The sequence below is a fragment of the Luteimonas galliterrae genome, from assembly GCF_023374055.1.
Classification (GTDB): Bacteria; Pseudomonadota; Gammaproteobacteria; order Xanthomonadales; family Xanthomonadaceae; genus Luteimonas_C; species Luteimonas_C galliterrae.
Window position 1 is genome coordinate 1,474,909 of record NZ_JAMBEP010000001.1, and the last position, 24,729, is coordinate 1,499,637.

At 63.7% G+C, this 24,729-nt stretch carries 28 protein-coding genes; all 28 read right to left on the bottom strand.

The window, feature by feature from the left end; translation table 11 throughout:
• Window position 1: 1 nt before the first annotated feature.
• The gene (gene rpsH, locus M2650_RS06875) at window positions 2–400 is read right to left on the bottom strand and encodes a 30S ribosomal protein S8 (RefSeq protein WP_249472747.1); all 399 of its coding nucleotides are present in this window, start codon (window positions 398–400) and stop codon (window positions 2–4) included.
• 56 nt (window positions 401–456) lie between these two features.
• Complete coding sequence (rpsN, locus tag M2650_RS06880; RefSeq protein ID WP_249472749.1) at window positions 457–762, bottom strand: 30S ribosomal protein S14; 306 nt, start codon at window positions 760–762, stop codon at window positions 457–459.
• Window positions 763–781: 19 nt separating this feature from the next.
• A complete protein-coding gene (gene rplE / locus M2650_RS06885; protein WP_249472751.1) occupies window positions 782–1,321 on the bottom strand; it encodes a 50S ribosomal protein L5 in 540 nt (179 codons plus the stop codon).
• An 11-nt stretch (window positions 1,322–1,332) separates the two neighbouring features.
• Window positions 1,333–1,647 (bottom strand): 50S ribosomal protein L24, encoded by a 315-nt coding sequence (rplX, locus tag M2650_RS06890; protein ID WP_249472753.1) that lies wholly within the window; start codon window positions 1,645–1,647, stop codon window positions 1,333–1,335.
• Between the two features lie 14 nt (window positions 1,648–1,661).
• Complete coding sequence (gene rplN / locus M2650_RS06895; RefSeq protein WP_137266186.1) at window positions 1,662–2,030, bottom strand: 50S ribosomal protein L14; 369 nt, start codon at window positions 2,028–2,030, stop codon at window positions 1,662–1,664.
• Window positions 2,031–2,044: 14 nt separating this feature from the next.
• The gene (gene rpsQ / locus M2650_RS06900; RefSeq protein WP_425602507.1) at window positions 2,045–2,308 is read right to left on the bottom strand and encodes a 30S ribosomal protein S17; all 264 of its coding nucleotides are present in this window, start codon (window positions 2,306–2,308) and stop codon (window positions 2,045–2,047) included.
• A 12-nt stretch (window positions 2,309–2,320) separates the two neighbouring features.
• A complete protein-coding gene (rpmC, locus tag M2650_RS06905; RefSeq protein ID WP_249472758.1) occupies window positions 2,321–2,515 on the bottom strand; it encodes a 50S ribosomal protein L29 in 195 nt (64 codons plus the stop codon).
• Window positions 2,515–2,928: a 50S ribosomal protein L16 gene (gene rplP, locus M2650_RS06910; protein WP_144900012.1), complete on the bottom strand. Its 414-nt coding sequence runs from the start codon at window positions 2,926–2,928 to the stop codon at window positions 2,515–2,517. Before rplP ends, rpmC begins: the two co-directional genes overlap by 1 nt.
• 3 nt (window positions 2,929–2,931) lie before the next feature.
• The gene (rpsC, locus tag M2650_RS06915) at window positions 2,932–3,675 is read right to left on the bottom strand and encodes a 30S ribosomal protein S3 (RefSeq protein WP_249472760.1); all 744 of its coding nucleotides are present in this window, start codon (window positions 3,673–3,675) and stop codon (window positions 2,932–2,934) included.
• 1 nt (window position 3,676) lies between these two features.
• Window positions 3,677–4,069, bottom strand: a complete 393-nt coding sequence (rplV, locus tag M2650_RS06920; protein WP_249472762.1) for a 50S ribosomal protein L22 — start codon at window positions 4,067–4,069, stop codon at window positions 3,677–3,679.
• A 10-nt stretch (window positions 4,070–4,079) separates the two neighbouring features.
• Entirely contained in the window at window positions 4,080–4,358 is a 279-nt protein-coding gene (gene rpsS / locus M2650_RS06925; RefSeq protein WP_249472764.1) for a 30S ribosomal protein S19, read from the bottom strand.
• 6 nt (window positions 4,359–4,364) lie between these two features.
• Complete coding sequence (rplB, locus tag M2650_RS06930) at window positions 4,365–5,192, bottom strand: 50S ribosomal protein L2 (protein ID WP_249472766.1); 828 nt, start codon at window positions 5,190–5,192, stop codon at window positions 4,365–4,367.
• Window positions 5,193–5,202: 10 nt separating this feature from the next.
• The gene (rplW, locus tag M2650_RS06935) at window positions 5,203–5,502 is read right to left on the bottom strand and encodes a 50S ribosomal protein L23 (RefSeq protein WP_249472768.1); all 300 of its coding nucleotides are present in this window, start codon (window positions 5,500–5,502) and stop codon (window positions 5,203–5,205) included.
• Window positions 5,499–6,104: a 50S ribosomal protein L4 gene (gene rplD / locus M2650_RS06940; protein ID WP_249472770.1), complete on the bottom strand. Its 606-nt coding sequence runs from the start codon at window positions 6,102–6,104 to the stop codon at window positions 5,499–5,501. Before rplD ends, rplW begins: the two co-directional genes overlap by 4 nt.
• A gap of 12 nt (window positions 6,105–6,116) precedes the next feature.
• Entirely contained in the window at window positions 6,117–6,770 is a 654-nt protein-coding gene (gene rplC, locus M2650_RS06945) for a 50S ribosomal protein L3 (protein ID WP_249472772.1), read from the bottom strand.
• A 10-nt stretch (window positions 6,771–6,780) separates the two neighbouring features.
• Complete coding sequence (gene rpsJ, locus M2650_RS06950) at window positions 6,781–7,092, bottom strand: 30S ribosomal protein S10 (protein ID WP_005408208.1); 312 nt, start codon at window positions 7,090–7,092, stop codon at window positions 6,781–6,783.
• Window positions 7,093–7,441: 349 nt separating this feature from the next.
• Window positions 7,442–8,632 (bottom strand): elongation factor Tu, encoded by a 1,191-nt coding sequence (gene tuf, locus M2650_RS06955; protein WP_249472774.1) that lies wholly within the window; start codon window positions 8,630–8,632, stop codon window positions 7,442–7,444.
• 101 nt (window positions 8,633–8,733) lie between these two features.
• Complete coding sequence (gene fusA, locus M2650_RS06960; protein ID WP_249472777.1) at window positions 8,734–10,851, bottom strand: elongation factor G; 2,118 nt, start codon at window positions 10,849–10,851, stop codon at window positions 8,734–8,736.
• 136 nt (window positions 10,852–10,987) lie between these two features.
• Complete coding sequence (gene rpsG / locus M2650_RS06965) at window positions 10,988–11,455, bottom strand: 30S ribosomal protein S7 (protein ID WP_249472779.1); 468 nt, start codon at window positions 11,453–11,455, stop codon at window positions 10,988–10,990.
• Window positions 11,456–11,544: 89 nt separating this feature from the next.
• On the bottom strand, window positions 11,545–11,919 hold the full coding sequence (rpsL, locus tag M2650_RS06970; protein ID WP_137266200.1) for a 30S ribosomal protein S12: 375 nt from the start codon (window positions 11,917–11,919) through the stop codon (window positions 11,545–11,547).
• Window positions 11,920–12,193: 274 nt separating this feature from the next.
• On the bottom strand, window positions 12,194–16,420 hold the full coding sequence (rpoC, locus tag M2650_RS06975) for a DNA-directed RNA polymerase subunit beta' (protein ID WP_249472780.1): 4,227 nt from the start codon (window positions 16,418–16,420) through the stop codon (window positions 12,194–12,196).
• A gap of 50 nt (window positions 16,421–16,470) precedes the next feature.
• Window positions 16,471–20,622: a DNA-directed RNA polymerase subunit beta gene (rpoB, locus tag M2650_RS06980; protein ID WP_249472782.1), complete on the bottom strand. Its 4,152-nt coding sequence runs from the start codon at window positions 20,620–20,622 to the stop codon at window positions 16,471–16,473.
• Between the two features lie 334 nt (window positions 20,623–20,956).
• Window positions 20,957–21,331, bottom strand: a complete 375-nt coding sequence (gene rplL / locus M2650_RS06985) for a 50S ribosomal protein L7/L12 (RefSeq protein ID WP_249472784.1) — start codon at window positions 21,329–21,331, stop codon at window positions 20,957–20,959.
• Window positions 21,332–21,404: 73 nt separating this feature from the next.
• Window positions 21,405–21,929 carry a 50S ribosomal protein L10 gene (gene rplJ, locus M2650_RS06990; RefSeq protein ID WP_249472786.1) on the bottom strand — a complete coding sequence of 175 codons (525 nt, stop codon included), beginning with the start codon at window positions 21,927–21,929 and terminating at the stop codon, window positions 21,405–21,407.
• Between the two features lie 480 nt (window positions 21,930–22,409).
• Window positions 22,410–23,105: a 50S ribosomal protein L1 gene (gene rplA, locus M2650_RS06995; RefSeq protein WP_249472787.1), complete on the bottom strand. Its 696-nt coding sequence runs from the start codon at window positions 23,103–23,105 to the stop codon at window positions 22,410–22,412.
• Window positions 23,106–23,107: 2 nt separating this feature from the next.
• Entirely contained in the window at window positions 23,108–23,536 is a 429-nt protein-coding gene (gene rplK, locus M2650_RS07000) for a 50S ribosomal protein L11 (protein WP_249472789.1), read from the bottom strand.
• Between the two features lie 201 nt (window positions 23,537–23,737).
• A complete protein-coding gene (gene nusG / locus M2650_RS07005) occupies window positions 23,738–24,319 on the bottom strand; it encodes a transcription termination/antitermination protein NusG (protein WP_249472791.1) in 582 nt (193 codons plus the stop codon).
• An 11-nt stretch (window positions 24,320–24,330) separates the two neighbouring features.
• A complete protein-coding gene (secE, locus tag M2650_RS07010; RefSeq protein ID WP_249472793.1) occupies window positions 24,331–24,711 on the bottom strand; it encodes a preprotein translocase subunit SecE in 381 nt (126 codons plus the stop codon).
• Window positions 24,712–24,729: the final 18 nt, after the last annotated feature.

The window sequence follows — 24,729 nt, forward strand, 5'->3', positions numbered from 1 at the left end:
CTTAGGCCACGAAGCACAGGACTTCACCGCCGACGCCCTGCTGGCGCGCCTGCGAGTCGGTCATGATGCCCTTGGACGTGGAAATGATGGCGACGCCGAGTCCGCCCAGCACCTTGGGAAGCGCGTCTTTGCCACGGTAGTGGCGCAGGCCCGAGCGCGACACGCGCTGCAGCTTCTCGATGACCGGACGGCCTTCGTAGTACTTCAGCACGATCTCGAGCTCGGACTTGCCGCCGCCGAGGTCGGTCACGCGCGTTTCGCCGATGTAGCCTTCGTCCTTGAGGACGGCGGCGATCGCGATCTTGGTCTTGGACGACGGCATCTTCACCGTCGGCTTGCCCACAGCGGCCGCATTCTTGATGCGGACCAGCATGTCGGCGATGGGATCAGTCATGCTCATTGAATATCACCTTTGAGTAGCACCGATATCCGCTTTCGCGAATAGCTTGTTGTTGATTACCAGGAAGCCTTGCGCAGGCCGGGAACGTCGCCGCGCATGGTGGCTTCGCGCAGCTTGTTGCGGCCCAGGCCGAACTTGCGGTACACGCCGCGCGGACGGCCCGACAGCTCGCAACGGTTGCGGTGGCGGCTGGGCGAGGAGTCGCGCGGCAGCTTCTGCAGTTTCACGGCGGCTTCCATCTTCTCTTCGTACGACGCCGTGGTGCTGGAGATGGTCTTCTTCAGCGCGGCGCGGCGGGCGGCGAACTTCTTCGCCAGTTTCGCGCGCTTGGCGTCGCGATTGATCATGCTGGTCTTTGCCATTTCTGATTCCTCGCGAGGCTTAGCGGAACGGGAAGCGGAAGGCTTCGAGCAACGCCTTGGCTTCTTCGTTGGTTTTGGCGGTGGTGGTGATGGCGATATCCATGCCGCGGATCGCGTCGACCTGGTCGAAGTCGATTTCCGGGAAGATGATCTGTTCCTTCACGCCCATGTTGAAGTTGCCGCGGCCGTCGAACGAGCGGCCGGACACGCCGCGGAAGTCGCGCACGCGCGGCAGCGATACGTTGATCAGGCGGTCCAGGAACTCGTACATCTTGGCGCGGCGCAAGGTGACCTTGGCGCCGATCGGCCAACCGTCGCGGATCTTGAACGAGGCCACCGACACGCGCGACTTGGTGGTCACCGGCTTCTGGCCGGCGATCTTGGCCATGTCGGCGACGGCGTTCTCCAGGATCTTCTTGTTGGCCGCAGCCTCGCCCACGCCCATGTTGAGCGTGATCTTGGTGATGCGCGGCACTTGCATCGGATTGGTGTAGCCGAAGCGCTTCATCAGCGCGGGCATCACTTCTTCTTTGTAGATTTTTTCGAGACGGGTGGTCATTGCTGCATTCCTTAGGCGTCGATCGCCTCACCGCTGGAGCGGAACACACGCAATTTGCGTCCATCCTCCAGCATTTTGGTTTTGATGCGCTCGCCCTTGCCGCTGGCAGAGTTGAACAGCATCACGTTCGAAACATGGATCGGCGCTTCGCGCTCGATCACGCCGCCCGGCTGGTTGGCCTGCGGATTCGGCTTGGTGTGGCGCTTGACGATGTTGATGTTGGAGACGACGACCTTGTCGCCGGCCACCGCCACCACGTCGCCACGCTTGCCCTTGTCCTTGCCGGCGATGACCACCACGTGGTCGCCCTTTTTGATTCGGTTCATGTCTATTCCTCCGCTCAGAGCACTTCGGGTGCGAGCGAGACGATCTTCATGAACTTCTCGGAGCGCAGTTCGCGAGTCACCGGCCCGAAGATACGGGTGCCGATCGGTTCATGCTTGTTGTTGAGCAACACGGCGGCGTTGCCGTCGAAACGGATCAGCGACCCGTCGGCGCGGCGCACGCCCTTGCGGGTACGGACCACGACGGCGTCGTAAACCTCGCCCTTCTTGACCTTGCCGCGCGGGATCGCGTCCTTGATCGACACCTTGATGATGTCGCCGATGTGCGCGTACCGGCGCTTGGAGCCGCCGAGCACCTTGATGCACATGACTTCCTTGGCGCCTGAATTGTCGGCCACGTCGAGGTGGCTCTGCATCTGGATCATGGTTCAGCCTCCTCTTATTCGGCCGCGCGGGCGATGATTTCGACGACGCGCCAGTTCTTGGTCTTGGACATCGGCGCGATTTCGGCGATACGCACCTTGTCGCCTTCGTTGCAGGCGTTGTCGGCGTCGTGGGCGTGCAGCTTGGTCGAGCGGCGGATGTACTTGCCGTACAGCGCGTGCTTGACCTGACGCTCGACGAGCACCGTCACCGTCTTGTCCATCTTGTTGCTGACCACGCGGCCTTCGACCGTGTGCTGCTTTTTATCAGTGTTGTTCATGGTCATGAGTCCTTACTGCTTGGCCGACTGCTGGCCGAGCAGGGTCTTGACGCGGGCGATCTCGCGGCGCACGCGACGGGTGTCGTGGGTCTTGGCGAGCTGGCCGGTGGCCTTCTGCATGCGCAGCGAGAACTGCTCTTTCTGCAGGTCCACCAGGTGCTTGTTGAGTTCGTCAGCGGATTTCTGACGCAGTTGCTTGAGTTCCATCAGCGCACCGTCCGGGTCACGAAAGTGGTGGTCACCGACAGCTTGGCCGCGGCCAGGCGGAACGCCTCGCGTGCGGTGGCTTCGTCGACGCCCTCGATTTCATAGATCATGCGGCCGGGCTGGATCTGCGCTACCCAGAACTCCACGCCGCCCTTGCCGGAGCCCATGCGGACTTCGATCGGCTTCTTGGTGATCGGCTTGTCGGGGAACACGCGGATCCACATCTTGCCGCCGCGCTTGACGTAACGGCTGATGGAACGGCGCGCGGCCTCGATCTGGCGCGAGGTCAGCTGGCCGGTCGCGGTCGACTTCAAGCCGTACTCGCCGAAGCTCACGGCGTTGGCGTTCCAGCTCAGGCCGTCGTTACGGCCCTTGTGCATCTTGCGGTATTTGGTTCGCTTGGGTTGCAACATGGCTTAGCCCCTTGCCTCGCGATCGCGCGGCGGACGCGGCCCGCGGGCCGGTCGGTCGTTGCGATCGTTGCGCTCTGCGCGCGGCGAATCGTCCTGCTTTTCCTGGCCGACCTGGCTGAAGTCGAACACTTCACCCTTGTACACCCAGACCTTGATGCCGATGATCCCGTAAGTGGTCTTGGCTTCGGCGAAGCCGTAGTCGATGTCGGCGCGGAGGGTATGCAGCGGCACGCGGCCTTCGCGGTACCACTCCGAACGCGCGATCTCGGCGCCGTTCAGGCGGCCGGCGACGTTGACCTTGATGCCCAGCGCACCCAGGCGCATCGCGTTGCCGACGGCGCGCTTCATCGCGCGGCGGAACATGATGCGGCGCTCGAGCTGCTGCGCGATCGACTCGGCGACCAGCTGCGCGTCGAGTTCCGGCTTACGGACCTCGGTGACGTTGATGTGCGCCGGGACGCCCATCAGATCGCTGACTTCCTTACGCAGCTTCTCGATGTCCTCGCCGCGCTTGCCGATCACCACGCCCGGACGGGCGGTGTGGATGGTCACGCGCGCCGTCTTGGCCGGACGCTCGATCAGGATCTTGCTGATACCGGCCTGCGCGAGCTTCTTGCGCAGCATCTCGCGGACCTTGAGGTCGGCGGCCAGGTAACCGGCGTATTCCTTCTTGCCGGCGTACCACTTGGAATTCCAATCCTTGGCGATGCCCAGGCGGATACCGGTGGGATGAACTTTATGACCCATCTTATTTGCCCTCGCCCACGACCACGGTGATATGGCTGGTGCGCTTGAGAATGCGGGTGCCACGACCCTTCGCACGCGCCATGAAGCGCTTCAGCGTGGGGCCTTCGTCGACCATGATGGTCTTGACCTTGAGCTCGTCGGCGTCGTCGCCGGCGTTGTTCTCGGCGTTGGAGACGGCCGCGAACAGCACTTTGTAGATCATCTGCGCGGCCTTCTTGTCGCTGAACTTCAGCAACTCGAGGGCGCGCGAGGCCGGCAGGCCGCGCACCTGGTCGGCGACCAGGCGGGCTTTTTGCGGCGAGATGCGCGCGGTCTTCAGCGAAGACGTGCGCTTATTGATCTCGGTGCGGGCGAGCTTGTTTGCTTCGAGCTTGGCTCGTTTTGCCTTGTCCATGATCGATTCCTTACTTCTTCGCTTCGGCTTTCTTGTCGCCGCCGTGACCCTTGAACACGCGGGTCAGCGCGAACTCGCCGAGCTTGTGGCCGACCATGTTCTCGTTGACCAGCACCGGAATATGGTTCTTGCCGTTATGCACGGCGATGGTGAAACCCACCATCTCCGGCAGGATCATCGAACGACGCGACCAGGTCTTGATCGGCTTCTTGGTGTTGCTGCCCGCGACTTCCACCTTCTTGATCAGGTGATGGTCGACGAACGGGCCCTTCTTGAGTGAACGTGCCATGGCCGATTAGCTCCTACGATCGCGCACGATGAATTTCTGCGTGCGCTTGTTCTTGCGCGTCTTGTAACCCTTGGTCGGCACGCCCCAGGGCGTGACCGGATGCGGGTTACCCTGTCCGGCCTTGGCTTCGCCGCCGCCGTGCGGATGGTCGACCGGGTTCATCGCCGCGCCGCGAACGGTCGGCTTGATGCCGCGCCAGCGCTTGGCACCGGCCTTACCCAGCTTTTCCAGGTTGTGTTCGTCGTTGCCGACTTCGCCGACGGTGGCGCGGCACTCGACCGGCACGCGGCGCATTTCGCCGGAGCGAAGGCGCAGCGTGGCGTAGCCCTGCTCGCGCGCGATCAGCTGCACGCCGGCGCCTGCGGCGCGGGCGATCTGGGCGCCCTTGCCCGGCTTCATCTCGATGCAGTGCACCGTAGTGCCGACCGGGATGTTGCGCAGCGGCAGGGTATTGCCGGCGCGGATCGGAGCATCATTGCCCGCGATCACCTGGTCGCCCGTCTTCAGGCCCTTGGGCGCGATGATGTAGCGGCGCTCGCCGTCGACGTAGCACAGCAGCGCGATGTGCGCGGTGCGGTTGGGATCGTATTCGATCCGCTCAACGCGCGCCGGAATACCTTCCTTGTCGCGCTTGAAATCGACCATGCGGTAATGCTGCTTGTGGCCACCGCCGATGTGACGGGTGGTGATGCGGCCGTGGTGGTTGCGGCCACCGGTATTGGTCTTCTTTTCGACCAGCGCAGCGTGCGGCGCGCCCTTGTGCAGATCGGGCGTGACCACGCGCACCGCGGAGCGGCGGCCGGGAGAAGTGGGTTTGAAAGTCATCAATGCCATGGGTCTGTCCTCAGGCCTTGGTCATCATTACGTCGATCGACTGGCCTTCGGCCAGCTTGACGTAGGCCTTGCGCCAGTCGCCGCGACGGCCCTGGCGGAAACGGAAGGCTTTGTTCTTGCCCTTCACGTTGACCACGTTCACCGACTCGACCTTGACGTCGAAAATCTGCTCGACCGCCGCCTTGATGTCGGCTTTGGTGGCGTCGTTGGCGACTTCGAAAGCGTATTGGTTGGAAATTTCCTGCAACCGGGCGGTCTTTTCGGACACGCGCGGCGCACGAATCACGTTGTAAAGGTTGGCGTTGTTCATGCCAGCCACTCCTCGATCTTCTTCACGGCGTCGGCGGTGACCAGCACGCTGTCGGCGCCGACCAGGGCGACCGGGTCCAGGCCCTGCACGTCGCGCACTTCCACGTAAGGCAGGTTGCGGGCGGACAGGTACAGGTGCTCGGAGGCGTCTTCGGTGACGATCAGCGGGCGGTTGCCCAGCTCGTAGCCCTTCAGCTTCTCGACCAGGGTCTTGGTCTTGGTGGCGTCCACGTCGAACGCGTCCACTACCTTCAAGCGGCCCTGGCGGTTGAGCTCGGACAGGATCGCCGAGATCGCCGCACGGTACATCTTGCGGTTGACCTTCTGTTCGAAGTTGCGCGGCTTGGCCGCGAACGTTACGCCGCCGCCGACGAAGATCGGAGCCGTCAACGCGCCGTGACGCGCGCCGCCGCCCTTCTGCTTCTTCGACTTCTTGGTGGTGCCGTTGACTTCCGAACGCGTCTTCTGCGCCTTGGTGCCAGCGCGACCGGCGTTGCGGTAAGCCACAACGACCTGATGCACGAGGTCGTGGCTGAATTCGCGGCCGAAGATCGCGTCGGAAACCGACAGCTTCTCTTTGCTATTGGTGATAGCGAGTTCCATCGTCGTCGCTCCTTATGCCTTGCTCGTCGGACGGACGATCACGTCGCCGCCCGGCGCACCCGGCACTGCGCCCTTGATCGCGATCAGGCCGCGCTCGGCGTCGACCCGGACCACTTCGAGGTTCTGCGTGCTCTGGCGCACGGCGCCCATGTGGCCGGACATCTTCTTGCCCGGGAAAACGCGGCCTGGCGTCTGGCGCTGACCGATCGAACCCGGCGAACGGTGCGACAACGAGTTACCGTGCGTCGCATCGCCCATCTTGAAGTTCCAGCGCTTGATCGTGCCCTGGAAGCCCTTGCCCTTGGTGACGCCTTCGACGTCGACGATCTGGCCGACTTCGAAGATGTCGGCCTTGATCTCGCCGCCGACGGCGAAGTCGGCGATCTTGTCGTCGGCCACGCGCAGCTCCCACAGGCCGCGACCGGCTTCGACCTTGGCCTTGGCCAGGTGACCCGCTTCGGGCTTGTTGATGAGCGCGGCGCGCTTGACGCCCACGGCGACCTGCACGGCGCTGTAGCCGTCGGTCTCGGTGGTCTTGATCTGGGTGATGCGGTTCGGGGTAGCCTCGATCAACGTCACCGGCACGGACTTGCCGTCTTCGGTGAAGATGCGGCTCATGCCGGCCTTACGGCCGACGATGCCCAACGAATATTTCTTCGCGGTCATGGTGGCGGCCTCAGGTCAGCTTGATCTGCACGTCGACGCCCGCCGCGAGTTCGAGCTTCATCAGCGCGTCCACGGTCTTGTCGTTGGGGTCGACGATGTCGAGCACGCGCTTGTGCGTGCGGGTCTCGTACTGGTCGCGGGCGTCTTTGTCGACATGCGGGGAGACGAGAACGGTGTAACGCTCGATCTTGGTCGGCAGCGGGATCGGGCCGCGCACTTGCGCGCCGGTCCGCTTGGCCGTCTCTACGATCTCGCTGGCCGAACGGTCGATCAAACGATGATCGAACGCCTTGAGCCGAATCCGGATCTTTTGGTCCGCCATGGCGGAGACTCCTTCGTTAAAGAGCGACAGGTTTCGCGGCTGGGTGCGCGAAACCCCATGAAATCAAGACTTTCCGGGACAAAATGAAACCCTTGCGACCCGACAGTATCTTTACGAAAAACTAGGCGGCCCGGTCACCCGGCCCGCCCAGAGCAAAAAAGTATAAGGCGTGTGAATAGCCTCCGTCAACAGCGAATCCGCTGTCCGGAGCCCTGCCACACGACTTTCTTCCTTGTCTGGCGAACACGAGGTCCGTCCTGGACCTCTTTTCGCGGTAAGCCGGTACGCGACCCAAGCGCGCAACAGCGGTACTTCAAGTTTCACCCGGGATTTAACCCGGGCGAATTTGTTATTTAACGATCTTGGCCACCACGCCGGCGCCGACCGTGCGGCCGCCTTCGCGGATCGCGAAGCGCAGGCCCTCGTCCATCGCCACCGGGTTGATCAGGCTCACCACCATTTTGATGTTGTCGCCCGGCATCACCATTTCCACGCCGTCCGGCAACGTCACCGCGCCGGTGATGTCGGTCGTGCGGAAGTAGAACTGCGGGCGGTAGCCCTTGAAGAACGGCGTGTGACGGCCGCCTTCGTCCTTGCTCAGCACGTACACCTCGGCCTCGAAGTCGGTGTGCGGGGTGATGCTGCCCGGCTTGGCCAGCACCTGGCCGCGCTCGACTTCGTCGCGCTTGGTGCCGCGCAACAGCAGGCCCGCGTTGTCGCCCGCCTGGCCCTGGTCCAGCAGCTTGCGGAACATCTCAACGCCGGTCACCGTGGTCTTCTGGGTCGGGCGGATGCCCACGATCTCGATTTCGTCGCCTACCTTGATGATCCCGCGCTCGATACGACCGGTCACCACCGTGCCGCGGCCGGAGATCGAGAACACGTCTTCCACCGGCATCAGGAACGGACGGTCGATCGCACGCTCGGGCTCGGGGATGTAGGTGTCCAGCGCTTCCACCAGCTTCAGGATCGCCGGCACGCCGATGTCCGACTGGTCGCCTTCCAGCGCCTTGAGCGCCGAACCCTTGATGATCGGGGTGTCGTCGCCGGGGAATTCGTACTTGGACAGAAGTTCGCGCACTTCCATCTCCACCAGCTCCAGCAGCTCGGCGTCGTCCACCATGTCGGCCTTGTTCAGGAACACCACGATGTACGGCACGCCCACCTGGCGGGCCAGCAGTATGTGCTCGCGCGTCTGCGGCATCGGGCCGTCGGCGGCCGAGCACACCAGGATCGCGCCGTCCATCTGCGCCGCACCGGTGATCATGTTCTTCACGTAATCGGCGTGGCCGGGGCAGTCCACGTGCGCGTAGTGGCGGTTCGGGCTTTCGTATTCCACGTGCGCCGTGGAGATCGTGATCCCGCGCGCCTTCTCTTCGGGCGCCGCGTCGATCTGGTCGTACGCCTTGAACTCGCCGCCGAAACGCTCCGCGCCGATCTTGGTCAGCGCCGCCGTCAGCGTCGTCTTGCCGTGATCCACGTGTCCGATCGTGCCCACGTTCACGTGGGGCTTGGTGCGCTCGAATTTACCCTTGGCCATTGCTCTACTCCGAGATTAGTGATTTGGGATTCGGGATTCGTAAGAGCTTAGGAAATGCGGCGTCCGCCAATCCCAGATCTCGAATCCCGAATCTCGGCTTCTCAGCCTTTCTTGATGACCGCTTCGGCGATGTTGTTCGGCGCTTCGGCGTAATGGTCGAATTCCATCGTGAACGTGGCGCGGCCCTGCGTCAGCGAGCGGATCGTGGTCGCATAGCCGAACATTTCGCCCAGCGGCACCATCGCGTTGATGGTCTTGCCCGACGGCGTATCGTCCTGGCCCTGCAGCAGGCCGCGACGGCGGCTCAGGTCGCCCATCACGTCGCCGACGTACTCTTCCGGCGTCACCACTTCGACCTTCATCATCGGTTCCAGCAGGACCGGATCGGCCTTGCGGAAGCCTTCCTTGAAGGCCATCGACGCGGCGAGCTTGAACGCCATTTCCGACGAGTCGACGTCGTGGTACGAACCGAACACGAGCTTGGTCTTGATGCCCACCACCGGGAAGCCCGCGAGCGGACCGCTGGTGATGGTTTCGCGCAGGCCCTTCTCGACCGCCGGGATGAATTCCTTCGGGATCACGCCGCCGGTGATGTCGTTGACGAACAGGAAATCGTTCTCGACGTCCGGATTGGCGCGGTCTTCGGCGGTCATCGGCGACAGCTCGATCACGACGTGGCCGTACTGGCCCTTACCGCCCGACTGCTTGGCGTGCTTGTAGTCCGACTTGACGTCCGACTTGCGGATCGTCTCGCGGTACGCCACCTGCGGCTTGCCGACGTTCGCTTCCACGTTGAATTCGCGACGCATGCGGTCGACGATGATGTCCAGGTGCAGTTCGCCCATGCCGGCAATGATGGTCTGGCCCGATTCCTCGTCGGTGCGCACGCGGAACGAAGGATCTTCCTGGGCCAAACGGCCGAGGGCGAGACCCATCTTTTCCTGGTCCGACTTGGTCTTGGGCTCGACCGCCATCGAGATGACGGGCTCCGGGAACACCATGCGCTCGAGCGTGATGACGTGGTCGCCGGCGCACAGCGTGTCGCCGGTGGTGACGTCCTTCAGGCCCACGGCTGCGGCGATGTCGCCGGCGCGCACTTCCTTGATCTCTTCGCGGTTGTTGGCGTGCATCTGCAGGATGCGGCCGATGCGCTCCTTCTTCGACTTGACCGGGTTGTACACCTGGTCGCCGGAGTTGAGCGTGCCGGAATAGACGCGGAAGAACGTCAGCGAGCCCACGAACGGATCGGTCATGATCTTGAACGCGAGCGCGGAGAACGGCGCGGTGTCGGTGGCCGGACGGGTGTCTTCCTTTTCGTCCTCGTCGATGCCCTTGACCGGCGGACGGTCGGCGGGCGACGGCAGCAACTGCACGACGGCGTCGAGCATGGCCTGCACGCCCTTGTTCTTGAACGCGGTGCCGCAGTAAACCGGGATCACCTCGACCTTCAGCGTGCGCTCGCGGATGCCCGCGATGATTTCTTCCTCGGTGAGGTCGCCGCCGTTGAGGTACTTGTCCATCAGCGTTTCGTTGGCTTCGGCGGCGGCTTCGATCATGAAGTTGCGCGCAGCGGTCGCCGTCTCGACGAGGTTCGCCGGGATTTCGCCGTACGTGAACGTGGCGCCTTTGTCTTCCATGTTCCAGATGATGGATTTCATCTTGACCAGGTCGACCACGCCTTCGAAGCCTTCTTCGGCGCCGATCGGCACCTGCATCGGCACCGCGTACGCGCCCAGGCGCGACTTCAGCTGGTCAACGACCTTGTCGAAGTTGGCGCCGGTGCGGTCCATCTTGTTGACGAACGCAAGGCGCGGCACCGAGTACTTGTTGGCCTGGCGCCACACGGTCTCGGACTGCGGCTGCACGCCGCCCACGGCGCACAGCACGAACACGGCGCCGTCGAGCACGCGCAAGGAACGCTCGACTTCGATGGTGAAGTCGACGTGCCCGGGGGTATCGATGATGTTGAAGCGGTGCTCGGGCAGGGATTTGTCCATGCCCTTCCAGAACGCGGTCGTCGCGGCGGACGTGATGGTGATGCCGCGCTCCTGCTCCTGCTCCATCCAGTCCATCGTCGCGGCGCCTTCGTGCACTTCGCCGATCTTATGGTTCACACCCGTGTAGAACAGGATGCGCTCGGTCGTGGTCGTCTTGCCGGCGTCGATGTGGGCCATGATGCCGAAGTTGCGGTAACGCTCGATGGGAGTGGTGCGAGCCACGACAGTCTCTCTTTATCTGTGTGCGGATGGCCGAACGCCGCCCAGCGGCGGCTTTCGGATTCGTCGTGCGGCGCGGACGCCGCAGGGGCACCTAAATGGTGCCGGAAGCCCCTAGAAACAAGGGGCCAAAGCTATCTCACCAGCGGTAGTGCGCGAACGCCTTGTTGGCTTCCGCCATACGGTGGGTTTCTTCGCGCTTCTTGATGGCGCCGCCGCGGTTTTCCGAGGCGTCGATCAACTCGGCCGCCAGCTTGCGCGGCATGGTGTTCTCGCCGCGCTTGCGGGCCGATTCGATCAGCCAGCGCATGGCCAGCGCCATGCGGCGCGAGGCGCGCACTTCGACCGGCACCTGGTAGGTGGCGCCGCCGACGCGGCGGGACTTCACCTCGACCGACGGCGAGATGTTGCCCAGCGCCTTCTCGACCAACTCCAGGGCGTTGGCGTTCTTCTCGCCGATCACGTCCATGGCGCCGTACACGATCTTCTCGGCGACCGACTTCTTGCCGCTCTGCATGACCATGTTGATGAAGCGGGCGATCGTCTCGCTCCCGTGCTTCGGGTCGGGCAGGATATTGCGTTGGGGGGCGGAACCTTTGCGGGACATGGATGTATCTGCCTATCTCAATGCTGCTTGTTGGAAGTGCGGCCAGAAATGGCCGCGCTAGCTTTTCCCGGGCAAAACGCCCGGAATACTCAACTCTTGGGACGCTTGGCGCCGTACTTGGAACGGGCCTGGCGACGCTTGGCGACGCCGGCGGCGTCCAGCGAGCCGCGCACGGTGTGGTAGCGCACGCCCGGCAGGTCCTTGACGCGGCCGCCGCGGATCAGCACCACGCTGTGTTCCTGCAGGTTGTGGCCTTCGCCGCCGATGTACGAGATCACCTCGTAGCCGTTGGTCAGGCGCACCTTCGCGACCTTGCGCAGCGCCGAGTTCGGCTTCTTCGGGGTCGTGGTGTAGACGCGCGTGCAGACGCCGCGACGCTGCGGGCAGTTGGCCAATGCAGGCGACGCGCTCTTGTAGGTTTCGGGGCTGCGCGGCTTCCGCACCAGCTGGTTGATCGTTGCCATCGGTATATAGGTTCTGTCGGTTGGGCCTGGCCTTCGCCGGGCTTGCTAGGAAACAGGAAGGCAGGACCGCACCAGGCGGGCCTGCCAAGACCAAAAAGTATAGCTGGCGTTAAACGTTGCCGTCAACGCACGCCGGTCCAGATTTCCAGGCGCCCGCAATCGGAACGCCCGGATTTCGTGGAGTTTTCCCGCCCTTCCTGGGCCGAACACGAGGCGCTCCCTGCGCCTCATTTCGGGGTCTGGGACGGCCCGGAGGCCGTCGCGATACAGCAGTTTAGCTGGCGCTGGACTCCTCGCCCGAATCCGCCGTCTCGGCGACCTCGGTCTCGGCCGGGGTGTCCGTGCCGGCCAGAGCATCCATCTCGGCCGCGGTCAGCCCGGAAGCGTTCTTGCGGCGCTGAGTGTGGTAGGCCAGGCCAGTACCGGCCGGGATCAGGCGGCCGACGATCACGTTCTCCTTGAGGCCGCGCAGCCCGTCGCGGGTGCCGCGGACGGCCGCCTCGGTCAAGACGCGGGTGGTCTCCTGGAACGAAGCCGCCGAAATGAACGACTCGGTGGCCAGCGAGGCCTTGGTGATGCCCAGCAACACCGGGTCGTACTTGGCCGGCAGCTCGTTGCGCGCAGCGGCCTTCACGTTCTCCTCCAGCACGCGCAGGCGCTCGGCCTGCTCGCCATGCAGGAACTTGGTGTCGCCCTGGTCGGTGATTTCGACCTTGCGCAGCATCTGACGGACGATCACTTCGATGTGCTTATCGTTGATCTTCACGCCTTGCAGGCGATAGACGTCCTGGATTTCCTTGGTCAAGTACACGGCCAGCGGCTCCACGCCGAGCAGGCGCAGGATGTCCTGCGGGCTCGGTTCGCCGTCCACCACGGTCTCGCCCTTCTCCACGTGCTCGCCTTCGAACACGATGATCTGGCGGTACTTGGGAATCAGCTCTTCGTGATCGTTGCCGTCCGGGTCCTTGATGATCAGGCGCTGCTTGCCCTTCGTGTCCTTACCGAACGAAACGATGCCCGAGATCTCGGCGAGGATCGCCGGGTCCTTCGGCTTGCGCGCTTCGAACAGATCGGCCACGCGCGGCAGACCGCCGGTGATGTCGCGGGTCTTGGAGGCTTCCTGCGGGATCTTGGCGACCACGTCGCCGACGCCGACCGCGGCGCCGTCCTGCAGGTTGACGATCGAACGCGGCGGCAGCAGGTACTGCGCCGGCAAGTCGGTGCCGGGGATGTTCAGGTCCTTGCCGTTCTTGTCGACGATGCGCACGATCGGACGCAGATCCTTGCCCTGCGAGCCGCGGCGCTTGGGGTCGGTGATTTCGCGCGAGGCCAGGCCGGTCAGCTCGTCGGTCTTCTCGATGACGGTGACGCCGTCGATGAAGTCGTAGAAGCGGATGAAGCCGGCCACTTCCGACACGATCGGGTGGTTATGCGGATCCCAGTTAGCGACGGTCTGGCCGGCCTTGAGCGCGGATCCATCCTTCACGGTGATGGTCGCGCCGTACGGCAGCTTGTAGCGTTCGCGCTCGCGGCCATGGCCGTCGAGCACCGACAGTTCGCCCGAACGCGACACCGCGACCAGGTTGCCGCTGGCATGCGCCACGGTCTTCAAGTTGTTGAACTTGATCGAGCCGGTGGTCTTGACGGTGACGTTGTCCACCGCCGCCGCACGCGAAGCCGCGCCGCCGATGTGGAAGGTACGCATCGTCAGCTGCGTGCCGGGTTCGCCGATCGACTGCGCCGCGATCACGCCGACGGACTCGCCGATGTTGACCGTATGGCCACGGGCCAGGTCGCGGCCGTAGCACAGCGAGCAGACGCCGAACGCGGATTCGCAGGTGATGGTCGAACGCACCTTGATCGACTGCACGCCGGCGTCTTCCAGCTTCTGCACCCAGACTTCGTCCAGCAGCGTGTTGCGGGTGACGATCGGATCGGCGTCGTTGCCGGGCAGGTAGACGTCCTCGGCCACGATGCGGCCGAGCACGCGGTCGCGCAGCGGTTCGACCACGTCGCCGCCTTCCACGATCGGAGCCATGGTCAGGCCGTCGTGCGTGCCGCAGTCGACTTCGGTGATCACCACGTCCTGGGCCACGTCGACCAGGCGACGGGTCAGGTAACCGGAGTTCGCGGTCTTCAAGGCGGTGTCCGCGAGGCCCTTACGAGCGCCGTGGGTCGAGATGAAGTACTGCAGGACGTTCAGGCCTTCGCGGAAGTTCGCGGTGATCGGCGTCTCGATGATCGAGCCGTCCGGCTTGGCCATCAGGCCGCGCATACCGGCCAGCTGGCGGATCTGCGCCTGGCTACCACGCGCGCCGGAGTCGGCCATGATATAGACCGAGTTCATCGACTTCTGGTCGATGGTCTCGCCCTTCGCGTTCTGCACCTTCTCGGTGCCGATCGCATCCATCATCGCCTTGGCCACGCGCTCGTTGGTGCGCGACCAGATGTCGACGACCTTGTTGTAGCGCTCGCCCGCGGTGACCAAGCCGCTCTGGTACTGCTGCTGGATTTCCAGCACTTCGGCCTCGGCCTCGTCCAGGATGCCCTTCTTCTCGCCCGGGATGATCATGTCGTCGATGCCGATCGACACGCCGGCGCGCGTTGCATAGGCGAAGCCGGTGTACATCAGCTGGTCGGCGAACACGACCGTTTCCTTCAGGCCGAGCATGCGGTAGCAGGTGTTGATCAAGCGGCTGATCGCCTTCTTGTTCAACTCCGTATTGACCAGCGCGAACGGCAGGCCTACCGGCAGGATCTCGGCCAGCAGTGCGCGACCCACGGTGGTTTCGACGATCGAGACCTGCTCGGTGCGGCTGCCGTCCTCGCCGATCACGGTCTCGCCGATGCGCACCTTGACCTTGGCGTGCAGTTGCACGGCACGGTGGTCGTAGGCGCGCTTGACTTCGGCGATGTTGGCGAACGCCATGCCCTCGCCCGCCTTGTTCTCCAGCGCGCGGGTCATGTAATACAAGCCCATCACGACGTCCTGCGACGGCACGATGATCGGCTCGCCGTTGGCCGGCGACAGGATGTTGTTGGACGACATCATCAGCGCGCGCGCTTCCAGCTGGGCCTCGAGGCTCAGCGGGACGTGCACGGCCATCTGGTCGCCGTCGAAGTCGGCGTTGAACGCGGTGCAGACCAGCGGATGCAGCTGGATCGCCTTGCCTTCGATCAGCACCGGCTCGAACGCCTGGATGCCGAGACGGTGCAGCGTCGGCGCGCGGTTCAACAGCACCGGATGCTCGCGGATCACTTCTTCCAGGATGTCCCAGACTTCGGCTTCTTCGCGCTCGACCAGCTTCTTGGCGGCCTTGATCGTCGTGGCGAGGCCACGGCGCTGCAGCTTGGCGAAGATGAAGGGCTTGAACAGCTCGAGCGCCATCTTCTTCGGCAGGCCGCACTCGTGCAGGCGCAGCGTCGGGCCGACCACGATGACCGAACGGCCCGAGTAGTCGACGCGCTTGCCCAGCAGGTTCTGGCGGAACCGGCCCTGCTTGCCCTTGATCATGTCGGCGAGCGACTTCAACGGACGCTTGTTGGTGCCGGTGATGGCGCGGCCGCGGCGGCCGTTGTCCATCAATGCGTCGACCGATTCCTGAAGCATGCGCTTCTCGTTGCGCACGATGATGTCGGGCGCATTGAGTTCCAGCAGGCGGCGCAGGCGGTTGTTGCGGTTGATCACGCGGCGGTACAGATCGTTCAGATCCGAAGTCGCGAAGCGGCCGCCATCCAGCGGCACCAGCGGACGCAGATCCGGCGGCAGCACCGGCAGCACGGTCATCACCATCCACTCGGGGCGATTGCCCGACTCGAGGAAGGCTTCGACCAGCTTGATTCGCTTGGTGAGGCGCTTGAGCTTGGTTTCGCTGTTGGTCGAGGCGATCTCTTCCTTCAACTTCACCATCTCGGCCTGCAGGTCGATCGTGCGCAGCAGTTCGAATACGGCTTCGGCGCCCATCGCGGCTTCGAAATCGTCGCCGTGTTCCTGGCGCGCCTGCATGAACTGTTCTTCGTTGAGCAGCTGGCCCTGCTCGAGCGGGGTCAGGCCCGGCTCGGTCACGACATAGGCTTCGAAGTACAGGATGCGCTCGATGTCGCGCAGGGTCATGTCCAGCATCAAGCCGATGCGCGACGGCAGCGACTTGAGGAACCAGATGTGCGCGACCGGCGAAGCCAGGTCGATGTGGCCCATCCGCTCACGGCGCACCTTGGCCAGCGTGACCTCGGTACCGCACTTCTCGCAGACCACGCCGCGGTGCTTCATGCGCTTGTACTTGCCGCACAGGCACTCGTAGTCCTTGATCGGACCGAAGATCGCGGCGCAGAACAGGCCGTCGCGCTCGGGCTTGAAGGTACGGTAGTTGATGGTTTCCGGCTTCTTAACTTCGCCGTAGGACCAGGAACGGATCAGATCCGGCGAAGCGAGCGCGATCTTGATCGCGTCGAAGTCCGGGGCCTGGCGCTGCTGGTTGAACAGGTTCAATAGATCTTTCATTGCTATCTCCTAGGAGCTGGATGAGAGGTTCGAGTTTCGGTTTCCCGTACTCAGTGCTCTTCCAACTCCATGTTGATGCCGAGCGAACGGATTTCCTTCACTAGGACGTTGAAGGACTCCGGCATGCCGGCCACCATCTCGTACTCGCCGTCGACGATGTTCTTGTACATCTGGTTGCGTCCCTGCACGTCGTCGGACTTCACCGTCAGCATTTCCTGCAAGGTGTAGGCCGCGCCGTAGGCTTCCAGCGCCCAGACTTCCATTTCGCCGAAACGCTGGCCGCCGAACTGCGCCTTGCCGCCCAGCGGCTGCTGGGTGACGAGCGAGTACGGACCGGTCGAACGGGCGTGCATCTTGTCGTCGACCAGGTGGTTCAGCTTCAGCATGTGCATGTAGCCGACGGTCACCGGACGTTCGAACGCTTCGCCGGTGCGGCCGTCGTGCAGCACGGTCTGGCCGCTGGTCGGCAGATCCGCGAGTTCGAGCATCGCTTTGATCTCGCCCTCGTGCGCACCGTCGAACACCGGCGTCGCCATCGGCACGCCATCGCGCAGGTTGCCCGCCAGCGCCAGCAGTTCCTGGTCGGTGAACTTGGTCAGGTCGACGCGTTGGCCGTGCAGCTTCTCGTCGTGGTTGTAGATCTGGTCGAGGAAGGCGCGCAGCTCGGCGACCTTGGCCTGCGCTTCCATCATCCGCTGGATCTTCTGGCCCAGGCCCTTCGCGGCCCAGCCCAGATGCGTCTCGAGGATCTGGCCAATGTTCATTCGGCTCGGCACGCCGAGCGGATTGAGCACGATATCCACCGTCTGGCCGTCGGCCATGTACGGCATGTCCTCGACCGGCACGATCGTCGACACGACACCCTTGTTGCCATGGCGGCCGGCCATCTTGTCGCCCGGCTGGATGCGGCGCTTGACGGCCAGGAACACCTTGACCATCTTCAGCACGCCCGGAGCGAGGTCGTCGCCCTGGGTGATCTTGCCGCGCTTGTCGGCGAAGCGCTTTTCGAATTCCTTCTCGTGCGCATCGATCTGCTTCTGGGCGCGTTCGATCGCATCGATCGCGTCGTCGTCCTTCATGCGGATCTGGAACCAGTCGGACTTCTTCAAGCCGTCGAGCACCAGCGAGCTGACCGTGTCGCCCTTCTTCAGGCCCGGACCGCCGTTGGCGATCTTGCCGATGATCTGCGAGCGCAGACGGGCGTAGATCGCCGATTCCAGGATGCGGAACTGGTCGTCGAAGTCCTTCTTGACGCGCTTGATCTCGTTTTCCTCGATCTGGCGCGCGCGCTTGTCCTTCTCGATGCCATCGCGGGTGAAGACCTGCACGTCGATGACGGTGCCGTCCATGCCCGGGGGCACGCGCAGCGAGCTGTCCTTAACGTCGGAGGCCTTCTCGCCGAAGATCGCGCGCAGCAGCTTCTCTTCCGGGGTCAGCTGCGACTCGCCCTTCGGCGTGACCTTGCCGACCATGATGTCGCCGGCGCGCACTTCGGCGCCGATGTACACCACGCCCGACTCGTCCAGGCGGTTCAGCGCCTGCTCGGAGACGTTCGGAATGTCCGCGGAGATTTCTTCCGGACCCAGCTTGGTGTCGCGGGCGACGCAGGTCAGCTCTTCGATGTGGATCGTGGTGTAGCGATCCTCTTCGACCACGCGCTCGGAGAGCAGGATCGAGTCTTCGAAGTTGTAGCCGTTCCACGGCATGAACGCGACCAGCATGTTCTGGCCCAGGGCCAGTTCGCCGATATCGGTCGAAGGACCGTCGGCCAGCACGTCGCCGCGCGCGACCTTGTCGCCCACGTTCACCAGCGGAGTCTGGTTGATGCAGGTGTTCTGGTTGGAGCGCGTGTACTTGATCAAGGTGTAGATGTCGACGCCGGCATCGGTATCGCCGGAGATCTCGTTCTCGTTAACCTTGACCACGATGCGGCCGGCGTCGATCTGCTCGATCACGCCGCCGCGGCGCGCGTTCACCGTCACGCCCGAGTCGCGCGCCACGGCGCGCTCGATGCCGGTGCCGACCAGCGGCTTCTGGCTGCGCAGCGTCGGCACGGCCTGGCGCTGCATGTTGGCGCCCATCAGCGCGCGGTTCGCGTCGTCGTGCTCCAGGAACGGCACGAGCGCCGCTGCGACCGACACGGTCTGCATCGGCGAGACGTCCATGAAGTGGATCTCGGCCGGCGGCTTGAGCAACGACTCGCCCTGGTAGCGGCAGTCGACGAACTGGGCGGTCAGATTGCCCTTGTCGTCCTGCGCCGCGTTGGCCTGCGCGATGACGTACTCGTTCTCCTCGATCGCCGACAGGTATTCGATATCGTCGGTGACGCGGCTGTTGACGACCTTGCGGTACGGCGTCTCGAGGAAGCCGTAGCCATTGGTGCGCGCGAACACGGCCAGAGAGTTGATCAGGCCGATGTTCGGGCCTTCAGGCGTCTCGATGGTGCAGACGCGGCCGTAATGGGTCGGATGCACGTCGCGCACTTCGAAGCCTGCGCGCTCGCGGGTCAGGCCGCCCGGGCCCAGGGCCGAGACGCGACGCTTGTGCGTGACTTCCGACAGCGGGTTGTTCTGGTCCATGAACTGCGACAGCTGCGAGGAGCCGAAGAATTCCTTGATCGCGGCGGCAACGGGCTTGGCGTTGATCAGGTCCTGCGGCGTCAGGCCATCGGCCTCGGCCATGGTCAGGCGCTCCTTCACGGCGCGCTCGACGCGGACCAGGCCCACGCGGAACACGTTCTCGGCCATTTCGCCGACCGAACGCACGCGGCGGTTGCCGAGGTGGTCGATGTCGTCGACCGTGCCGCGGCCGTTGCGGATCTCGGTCAGCACCTTGATCACGTCCAGGATGTCGGACGTGTCGCCGTACTCGCCGACCAGGCGCTTGCTCTCGTCGTCGTTGCGCTCGCCGAAGTACTTGCGGTCGTACAGCACCGAGGCGCCGGTGACTTCCTTGCGGCCGATGCGGCGGTTGAACTTCATCCGGCCCACGGCCGACAGGTCGTAGCGCTCGAAGGTGAAGAACAGGTTGTGGAACAGGTTCTGCGCGGCGTCCTTGGTGGGCGGCTCGCCCGGACGCATCATGCGATAGATCTCGACCAGCGCTTCGAGCTGGGTCTTGGTGCCGTCGATGCGCAGCGTGTTGGACAAATAAGCGCCACGGTCCAGGTCGTTGACCCAGATCGTGCCGACCGCGGGCACCTCGGCCTTGCGGAACTTGGCCAGGTGCTCTTCGTTGATCTCGTCGTTGGCGGAGGCCAGCAGTTCGCCGGTGGCCGCGTCGACCACGTCGTGCGACAGGATGCGGCCGACCAGATAAGCGTCCGGCACGGCCAGCGCAGCGATGCCCGACTGCTCGAGCTGCTTCACATGGCGCGCGGTGATGCGCTTGCCGGCTTCGACGATGACCTTATCGCCGTCGGCCAGATCGAATTCGAGAGTTTCGCCGCGCAGGCGCTCGGCCACCAGTTCCAGCTCCACGCCTTCGGGCAGGATGTGGAAGGTATTGATCTCGAAGAACTCGTTGAGCATCTCCTCGTTGGAGTAGCCCAGACCGCGCAGCAGCACCGAGACCGGCAGCTTGCGGCGGCGGTCGATACGGGTGAACAGCGCGTCCTTCGGGTCGAACTCGAAGTCCAGCCAGGAGCCGCGGTAAGGAATGATGCGGGCGCTGTACAGCAGCTTGCCCGAGCTGTGCGTCTTGCCGCGGTCGTGGTCGAAGAACACGCCAGGCGAACGGTGCAGCTGCGAGACGATGACGCGCTCGGTGCCATTGACGATGAAGGTGCCGTTGTCGGTCATGAGCGGAATTTCGCCCATGTAGACTTCCTGCTCCTTCACGTATTTGATGGCCTTGCTCGACGACTCGCGGTCGTAGATCACCAGGCGCACGGTGACGCGCAGCGGTGCGCCGTAGCTGAGGCCGCGGTTGCGGCACTCGCGCTCGTCGAACGCCGGCTCGCCGAGCTTGTAGCCGACGTATTCGAGCGATGCGTAGCCGTTATAGCTGGTGATCGGGAAGACGGATTTCAGGGCGGCGTGCAGGCCGCGGTCCTCGCGCTTGGCGGGATCGACGTTTTCCTGCAGGAATTCACGATAGGAATCGACCTGGATGGCGAGCAGGAACGGCACTTCGAGGATCGAGCCGCGCTTGCCGAAATCCTTGCGGATGCGCTTCTTTTCGGTGAATGAATAAGTCGTCATGGGGAGCTAGCGCCTCATTTGTGTCGCAAGAGCCCTACGCGAAGGCTCTTGGGTGGACCGCGCGTCCGCGGCCCGGGGGAACGAAAAACCGTCAGTTGGAAATCGCTGGTATTGCCGGCACCAGCACGCCTTCTCCCGCTATTTCCAACTGACGACTCGGGGTGTGGGATTGGGGATTCGGGATTCGGGATTCGTAGAAGCGCTTTTCGCTGTTTGCTCTACGAATCCCGAATCCCTACTCCCTAATCCCGGGTCTTACTGGAACGACCGAAGGCCAGGGGCTTTCGCCCCCAGCCTCGGCTGGCCGCCATTACCGCTGGCGACGCAACAACGCTTACTTGACTTCGACCGTGGCGCCGGCCGCTTCCAGGTCCTTCTTGAACTTGGCAGCGTCGTCCTTCGACACGGCTTCCTTGACCACGCCACCGGCTTCGGTCAGGTCCTTGGCTTCTTTCAGGCCCAGGCCGGTGATCGCGCGAACCACCTTGATGACTTCGACCTTCTTCTCGCCGGCGGACTTCAGGGAGACCGTGAACTCGGTCTGCTCTTCGGCCGGGGCGGCAGCGGCGGCGGCCGGACCAGCGGCGACGGCCACCGGAGCGGCGGCGGACACGCCGAACTTCTCTTCCATCGCCTTGACCAGCTCCATCACCTCGACGAGGGTCTTGCTGCTGATCGCTTCGATGATCTGCTCGTTGGAAAGGGACATTGTATTTACCTCTGTTATCTAAGATTTGGAAACGACTGATTGATTCGAAAATCGGTTTACCGAACTGATGGCCTCAAGCCGCCTTCTGCTGACCGACCGCGTTGGTGACGCGGGCGATCTGCGAGGCCGGTTCGCTGAGCAAGCGGACCAGCATGGTGGCGGGCTGCACCATGACGCTGAGCAGCATCGACAGCGCTTGATCGCGGGTCGGCAGCGACGCCAGGACATCCACATGGGAGCCCGGGTACATCTGCCCGCCCAACGACACCAGGCGCGGCTTCAGCTTGTCGTTCGCTTTCGCGAACTCTTTGATCAGACGTCCGGCGGCGCCGGGATCTTCCTTCGAGAAGGCGTACAGCAGAGGCCCGGTCAGCGCGTCTTTGACGACGGCGTAATCGGTGTTCTCCACTGCGCGCGAAACCAGCGTGTTCTTGGCTACTTTCAAGAAAACGCCTTCCTGACGCGCCTTCTTGCGAAGGTTGGTCAGCTGCTCGACCGTAAGACCCGCGTATTCCGCGGCGACCAGCGAGTGCGCCTTGCCGGCGACCTCGGCCAGTTCGGCAACGACTTCCTGCTTCTGGGTCAGATTTAGAGCCATTGCATTACCTCGATGATTCCGGCGACGATGCGTTGTCGTCGGAACTCCTGAACGCCATCACCGGTTCCGAACCGGGATGGTCCTGGGCGGCATCGGTCCTTCGATGCCGGGACGCCTATGAAGCCGACGTCCTTTGCGGTTGGCCGTTTCCAGATCTGAAACAAACACGAAAATCACTGGAGGGTCGGCAACCATCTGCGCAGGCTGTCGCTCGCTTTCGCGAGTTTGATTAAGCGATCCCGCTTTCCGCGACGGCGATTCCTTGCCAATCGAGCATCCGTGCCCGTCGTCGTGGTGCGCTGACCGCGCCTGCGGTCTTTGACGGCTCCGTTTCGGGTTTGATCCCTCGCGGTGCCCTCAAAACGAATCCCCCTCTCCCGCTTGCGGAAGAGGGTCGGGGTGAGGGCGCGTAAACGGTAACTCGCTGCGCTCGCCCCTCACCCCAGCCTTCTCCCGCAAGCGGGAGAAGGAACTAAAGCATTACTTCAAAGCCAAAGAAGACTGGTCGACGATCACGCCCGGGCCCATGGTCGAGCTCAGCGAGATCTTCTGCAGGTAGGTGCCCTTGGCGCTGGACGGCTTGGCCTTGATCAGGTCGGCCAGCAGCGCCTGCAGATTGCTCTTCAGCTTGTCGGCGTCGAAATCGGCCTTGCCGATGGTGCAGTGGATGATGCCGGCCTTGTCGGTGCGATAACGCACCTGGCCGCCCTTGGCGTTCTTCACCGCTTCGGCCGGGTTCGGCGAAACGGTGCCCACCTTCGGGTTCGGCATCAGGCCGCGCGGACCGAGCACCTGGCCGAGCTTGCCGACCACGCGCATCGCATCCGGCGTGGCGATGACCACGTCGTAATTCAGATCGCCGGCCTGCATCTTCTCGGCCAGATCGTCCATGCCGACCGCTTCGGCGCCGGCTGCCAGCGCTTCGTCGGCCTTCGCGCCCGGAGGTGCGAACACGGCTACGCGCACGGTCTTGCCGGTGCCTTCGGGCAGCACGGTCGAACCGCGCACCTGCTGGTCGGATTTCTTCGCGTCCACGCCCAAACGCACGGCGACGTCGACGGACTCGACGAACTTCACCTTGCTGTTGTCGCGGACGATCTTGATCGCTTCGTCGATCGGATAAGCCTTACCCGGCTCGATGGCGGTTTGCGCCTTGATTCGCTTGGTCGTCGTCATGATCAGCCCTCCACCACAAGACCCATGGAACGGGCCGAGCCCGCGATCGTCTTCACCGCCGCGTCCAGATCGGCCGCGGTCAGATCGGCTTCTTTCGCCTTGGCGATGTCTTCGAGCTGCTTACGGGTGACCTTGCCCACCTTCTCGGTGTTCGGACGCTTGGAGCCGGACTGGATGCCCGCGGCCTTCTTCAGCAGCACCGAAGCCGGGGTCGACTTGGTGATGAAGGTGAAGGTGCGGTCCGAGTACGCGGTGATGATCACCGGCGTCGGCAGACCCGGCTCCAGCTTGGAGGTGGCGGCGTTGAACGCCTTGCAGAATTCCATGATGTTCAGGCCGCGCTGGCCCAGGGCGGGACCGACCGGCGGCGACGGATTCGCCTGCCCGGCCTTGACCTGCAGTTTGATGTAACCGACTACTTTCTTTGCCATTTCTCTCTACTCCTGCGAGTGCAAGCGCCTTTTGTCTTTCGACAGCGGGCTCCTCGCGTTGATGCCGGTGCGAACCACTCGCACCCGCGAATCCCTGTTTCCGCTTTTTGTAGGAGCGGCTTTAGCCGCGAGCTCTTGCCAGGTTCGACAATGTCTTGAAAGCTCGCGGCTAAAGCCGCTCCTACAAAAGGCTTGAAGCGTTTAGGCCTTCTCGACCTGGCCGAACTCCAGCTCGACCGGGGTGGATCGACCGAAGATCAGGACCGCCACGCGGACCCTGCTCTTCTCGTAATTGACTTCCTCGACCACGCCGTTGAAGTCGTTGAACGGGCCGTCGGTGACGCGCACCATTTCGCCCGGTTCGAACAGCACCTTCGGACGCGGCTTTTCGACGCCGTCCTGCACGCGCTGCAGGATCGCGTTGGCCTCGTCGTCGCGAATCGGCAGCGGACGGTCGGCGGTGCCGCCGATGAAGCCCATCACCTTCGGCGTTTCCTTGATCAGGTGCCAGCTTTCGCTATCGATGCGCGGAATGCCGGCTTCCTCATGGGTCGCGATCTGCACCAGCACATAGCCGGGGAAGAACTTGCGCTCGGAACGGCGCTTCTGGCCGGAGCGCATCTCCACCACTTCCTCGGTCGGCACCAGCACGTCGCCGAACTTGTCCTGCATGCCGGTGCGCGCGATGCGGTCGCGCAGTGCCTGCGCCACCGACTTCTCGAAGCCGGAATAGGCGTGGACCACGTACCAGCGGCGGTTGTTGTTTTCTTCGGCGGTCTGCATTTCCATCTCCATCAACGACCCAGCAGCCACTTGACCGCGAATTGGATGACCACGTCGAAAGCCGCCAGCATCAGGCTCACCACGATCACCACAGCAATCACCACCCAGGTCGTGCGCATGGCTTCCTGGCGCGTCGGCCAGACCACCTTGCGCAGTTCGAAGCGCGACTCGGACAGGAACTCGATCGTCTGCGCGCCCTTGCGCGACGTCAGGAACGCCACGCTGCCCAGCACCAGCCCGCCAACCACGGCCAGGATGCGCAACGCCGTCGGCCACTGGGCGAACCAGTAGAACGCGAACACGCCGCCGGCGACCAGCAACGCGGCCAGCGCGTACTTCAGGATGTCGCCCGCTGAAGTGCCGGCTTTGGATTGTTCGACTCTGCTGTTCACTTCGTCTCGTTACTCTGT

Excerpts from the sequence above, each read along its gene's own strand:
- rplW (WP_249472768.1), bottom strand. The coding sequence starts at position 5,502 with ATGAACAACGCCAACCTTTACAACGTGATTCGTGCGCCGCGCGTGTCC.
- rpmC (WP_249472758.1), bottom strand. The coding sequence starts at position 2,515 with ATGGAACTCAAGCAACTGCGTCAGAAATCCGCTGACGAACTCAACAAG.
- rplD (WP_249472770.1), bottom strand. The coding sequence starts at position 6,104 with ATGGAACTCGCTATCACCAATAGCAAAGAGAAGCTGTCGGTTTCCGAC.
- rplX (WP_249472753.1), bottom strand. The coding sequence starts at position 1,647 with ATGAACCGAATCAAAAAGGGCGACCACGTGGTGGTCATCGCCGGCAAG.
- rpsN (WP_249472749.1), bottom strand. The coding sequence starts at position 762 with ATGGCAAAGACCAGCATGATCAATCGCGACGCCAAGCGCGCGAAACTG.
- rpsC (WP_249472760.1), bottom strand. The coding sequence starts at position 3,675 with ATGGGTCATAAAGTTCATCCCACCGGTATCCGCCTGGGCATCGCCAAG.
- rpsJ (WP_005408208.1), bottom strand. The coding sequence starts at position 7,092 with ATGGCGGACCAAAAGATCCGGATTCGGCTCAAGGCGTTCGATCATCGT.
- rplP (WP_144900012.1), bottom strand. The coding sequence starts at position 2,928 with ATGTTGCAACCCAAGCGAACCAAATACCGCAAGATGCACAAGGGCCGT.
- rplK (WP_249472789.1), bottom strand. The coding sequence starts at position 23,536 with ATGGCAAAGAAAGTAGTCGGTTACATCAAACTGCAGGTCAAGGCCGGG.
- rplC (WP_249472772.1), bottom strand. The coding sequence starts at position 6,770 with ATGACCGCGAAGAAATATTCGTTGGGCATCGTCGGCCGTAAGGCCGGC.
- rpsH (WP_249472747.1), bottom strand. The coding sequence starts at position 400 with ATGAGCATGACTGATCCCATCGCCGACATGCTGGTCCGCATCAAGAAT.
- rplJ (WP_249472786.1), bottom strand. The coding sequence starts at position 21,929 with ATGGCTCTAAATCTGACCCAGAAGCAGGAAGTCGTTGCCGAACTGGCC.
- rpsG (WP_249472779.1), bottom strand. The coding sequence starts at position 11,455 with ATGTCCCGCAAAGGTTCCGCCCCCCAACGCAATATCCTGCCCGACCCG.
- rpsQ (WP_425602507.1), bottom strand. The coding sequence starts at position 2,308 with ATGAACAACACTGATAAAAAGCAGCACACGGTCGAAGGCCGCGTGGTC.
- rpsS (WP_249472764.1), bottom strand. The coding sequence starts at position 4,358 with ATGGCACGTTCACTCAAGAAGGGCCCGTTCGTCGACCATCACCTGATC.
- rplE (WP_249472751.1), bottom strand. The coding sequence starts at position 1,321 with ATGACCACCCGTCTCGAAAAAATCTACAAAGAAGAAGTGATGCCCGCG.
- rpoC (WP_249472780.1), bottom strand. The coding sequence starts at position 16,420 with ATGAAAGATCTATTGAACCTGTTCAACCAGCAGCGCCAGGCCCCGGAC.
- rpoB (WP_249472782.1), bottom strand. The coding sequence starts at position 20,622 with ATGACGACTTATTCATTCACCGAAAAGAAGCGCATCCGCAAGGATTTC.
- rplL (WP_249472784.1), bottom strand. The coding sequence starts at position 21,331 with ATGTCCCTTTCCAACGAGCAGATCATCGAAGCGATCAGCAGCAAGACC.
- rplV (WP_249472762.1), bottom strand. The coding sequence starts at position 4,069 with ATGGACAAGGCAAAACGAGCCAAGCTCGAAGCAAACAAGCTCGCCCGC.
- tuf (WP_249472774.1), bottom strand. The coding sequence starts at position 8,632 with ATGGCCAAGGGTAAATTCGAGCGCACCAAGCCCCACGTGAACGTGGGC.
- rplB (WP_249472766.1), bottom strand. The coding sequence starts at position 5,192 with ATGGCATTGATGACTTTCAAACCCACTTCTCCCGGCCGCCGCTCCGCG.
- rpsL (WP_137266200.1), bottom strand. The coding sequence starts at position 11,919 with ATGGCAACGATCAACCAGCTGGTGCGGAAGCCGCGCAGCCCCGAAACC.
- rplN (WP_137266186.1), bottom strand. The coding sequence starts at position 2,030 with ATGATCCAGATGCAGAGCCACCTCGACGTGGCCGACAATTCAGGCGCC.
- nusG (WP_249472791.1), bottom strand. The coding sequence starts at position 24,319 with ATGCAGACCGCCGAAGAAAACAACAACCGCCGCTGGTACGTGGTCCAC.
- rplA (WP_249472787.1), bottom strand. The coding sequence starts at position 23,105 with ATGACGACGACCAAGCGAATCAAGGCGCAAACCGCCATCGAGCCGGGT.